We start from the raw sequence: 2,818 nt of genomic DNA, 5'->3' as shown, positions 1-2,818 counted from the left end.
CATGTTCGGCAGGCTCAAGGACTGGAGGCGCGTCGCGACCCGCTATGACCGATGCCCCAAGGTGTTCTTCTCAGCCATCGCCCTCGCGGCTCTCGTCATCTATTGGTTATGAATCCTGACCCTAGGCCGGATGACGCCATAAGACTGGTCGGCGTCATCCGGATTTCACACGAATACCACCTCAGGAGAACATCAATGCGTAACGGACTTCTTATTATGCTGCTGGCAATCGCCCCTTTGGCGGCCTGTGACGATTCCAGCGATTATGATGGCTGTCATGGCGCTGGCTGCTTGGTCGATAACCCCGATGATCCGAACAATTGGCCGATCTGCTCGGACGGGGCGCAGCGCCAGGACTGCCGGGACGCTCCCCTCGGTTACTGAACAGTCGTTTCTAATGCCTCCTCTGCCGATGGTTGGGGGAGGCATGACATGCGGGCAATTTCCGATTCCCACTGAGGGTGTCGCACAGGGGCGTGATCAGCAAAGATGGAAACGATCAGTTGCATGACGACGACCAGACCTTCGATTTTGACGATAAGGACATAGAAATGCTACGGAAAAAATCAGCTTCTCTTGTGCGGCGCGATTTGATTGCCCGCTACGCCATTATTGCGCTGTTCGGTGCGGGGATAAACATCGCCGCAGCCGCTCCAGTAATGGCCGAGACCACGGTAGAGTGTCATTCGAGGAATCATAAATATGATGAATGCTGGGCTGGACCGCTGAAGAAGCCACAGCTCATCCATCAAATATCGAACGCTTCGTGCATTCTGAACAAGACTTGGGGTTACAATCCCAAAAGCCAATACATCTGGGTTGCCCAAGGCTGCGCCGGAGTCTTTGCCGATGTTGCCGGTTATCATCATGGCCGTGGCGGTGGCCACGATGCAAACGCTCGTGCTTATGACGATCACGGCCATGACGTCGGTGCTGTCGTCGGCGCCGCCGTTATCGGCGCTCCTGTCGGCAGCATGACCAGTGATGAGCACAACCACCGAGGTCACGCCCACACGACCACCAACAACTATTACGAGGCCAATGTTTACAGCGGCTGTCACGGGATCGGTTGTTATGTCGACAATCCGAACGCGGACGATGAAATCGACCCCAGACCCCAATTTGATGCGCAAGGAGAGCCGAACTTTGATGAGGACGGCAACTATCAAGGCTGTCATGGCATGGGTTGCCTGGTAGACGATCCGGACGAATAATGCGACAAAGCGCCAGCCTGCGCCCTCGACCGGCTGAAGCAGGCGAAGAAATCCAGGTATTCGCGCTTGATGGTGCCGATGAAGGATTCCGCGAAGGCGTTGGCATCTGGCGCCCTGTGCGGGATCTGGATGACCCTGGCGGCCTCCGACGCCCAGACCGTATCGAAGCCGGCGCTGAACTTGGTGTCGGCGTCGCGGATCAGAAAGCGCGGCGTGACCTCTTGTTCGACGCACGACATCAGTGTGTTGCGGGCCTGCTGGTTCACCCATGCCGAGTCCGGGGCGTAGGTCGGGGCACTGCAGAACACGCGGCGGCTGCCGAGATGGATGAAAATCAGCACATAGGCCGTCAGCGGGCCACGGGCGGTGAACACGGTCTTGGTGAAGAAGTCGCAGGCGACCATGTTTTCCATATGCGCCCGCACGAAGATGGTCCACGGCAGCGCCGGCTTCTTTCTCCGCTTCTCTGGGCTCGGATGGATGCCCGCCTCGTTGAGGATGCGCTTGACCGAGTTGGCCCCGGCGTAAAGCCCCAGCTTTTTCAACTCCCCGGCGATCCGCTTGTAACCCCAGAGCAGGTTTTCCGAGCCGATGCGGATGATGACGTCGCGCAGCTCCCGCGTCAGGCGCGGCCTGCCCACGGGTTTGAAGGGACGCCCGCTGCGCGTCTGGGCAAGCCAGCGCTTGTAGATCGCGGGCCTGGCCACTTCCATGAGCCCGTCGATATCGTGGCCGAACTCGGCCCCGATGCGCAGCAGCTCGGATTTCTCGGCGGGCGACAGGATGATCCTTTACGCCGGGATGCGGGTCCGCAGAATATGGATCTGGGCCTTGAGCAGCCGCATCTGCGCGTTGTGCCGCGGCATGAAGAGCCGGGTTAGGAAGACCAGAAGGAGGGAGAACGTCGAATTCATCTTGCCGGGCTCCGCCGTGGCACTTAAGAAAATGCCGTCATGTCAATGCGATGAGACTTGCCTACATTTTGGCACCCCGCTCAGGAAGACCCAAATGCGCGCGGGACGGACGCTGGCCGTCGTGAATCCACGACGCGCCGCAGCGGACGGGTTCGTTGATCTCCGCATGAGAGCATAGGGACCACAGTCATCCGTTTCGCTGCCAGTCGCGACTGAACCAGATGACCATTCAAACCATCATCAGCGTCATACAAAACAATGGCTTAGATGGTGGAGAAGGTTGTCTTTCAGACCCATCCCCTCCGCCACTTGCAAATTGCAAAACCGAAAACAGATCCCTCGCGGGGCCTTTTTCTTTATGTGCCAAAGGGGTTTGCAGGGACCTTCCGCCCTTCGGAGACTGGCCGACTGCGCGAGATCGGTCTCCGAACGCCCGCCGTCTCTTTCCACCCGGCCCTCGCTCTGGGCGAGACGGATTCAAAATCCCCAAATATTTCAGTAAGCTGACGGGATGGCGTTGCGCCCGTGTTTCGCAGGTTCCGGCTTGTGTCGATGCAGATGGAGACGCGACACGGGCGGCGTGGTCGTTGGTATGTCTTGGGAGTTTTGCGCGAAGTCTCTGATGACAAACGCAGTTTCGGCCCCTAGCCTGGCGCGATGTCGAACGGGGCCTGGACAGATCAAGAGAAC

3 protein-coding genes and 1 pseudogene are annotated in these 2,818 nt (G+C 58.7%); 3 read left to right on the top strand and 1 reads right to left on the bottom strand.

The genetic code is table 11. The annotated features are described in order from the left end of the window. The 3 genes and pseudogenes from C9E82_RS23695 to C9E82_RS23685 form a co-directional block, all read left to right on the top strand. Positions 1 to 112: pseudogene (locus tag C9E82_RS23695) on the top strand (IS5/IS1182 family transposase); the annotation flags it as partial. 83 nt (positions 113 to 195) lie between these two features. Continuing rightward, positions 196 to 384 carry a hypothetical protein gene (locus tag C9E82_RS23690; RefSeq protein ID WP_119896588.1) on the top strand — a complete coding sequence of 63 codons (189 nt, stop codon included), beginning with the start codon at positions 196 to 198 and terminating at the stop codon, positions 382 to 384. A gap of 92 nt (positions 385 to 476) precedes the next feature. After that, positions 477 to 1,214: a DUF3011 domain-containing protein gene (locus C9E82_RS23685; protein WP_244936073.1), complete on the top strand. Its 738-nt coding sequence runs from the start codon at positions 477 to 479 to the stop codon at positions 1,212 to 1,214. Here the strand turns inward: C9E82_RS23685 and C9E82_RS23680 are convergent. Beyond that, the gene (locus C9E82_RS23680; protein ID WP_221036010.1) at positions 1,175 to 1,927 is read right to left on the bottom strand and encodes an integrase; all 753 of its coding nucleotides are present in this window, start codon (positions 1,925 to 1,927) and stop codon (positions 1,175 to 1,177) included. The two genes, C9E82_RS23685 and C9E82_RS23680, sit on opposite strands and share 40 nt — an antisense overlap. Positions 1,928 to 2,818: the final 891 nt, after the last annotated feature.

The sequence above is a fragment of the Paracoccus sigandri genome, from assembly GCF_003709565.1.
Classification (GTDB): Bacteria; Pseudomonadota; Alphaproteobacteria; order Rhodobacterales; family Rhodobacteraceae; genus Paracoccus; species Paracoccus siganidrum.
The sequence above is the reverse complement of the archived record's forward strand: the minus strand, read 5'-3'. Positions and strand labels throughout refer to the sequence as shown.

Bases quoted from the DNA above. Each gene is read 5' to 3' on its own strand.
- C9E82_RS23690 (WP_119896588.1), top strand. From the start codon at position 196: ATGCGTAACGGACTTCTTATTATGCTGCTGGCAATCGCCCCTTTGGCG.
- C9E82_RS23680 (WP_221036010.1), bottom strand. From the start codon at position 1,927: ATGGAAGTGGCCAGGCCCGCGATCTACAAGCGCTGGCTTGCCCAGACG.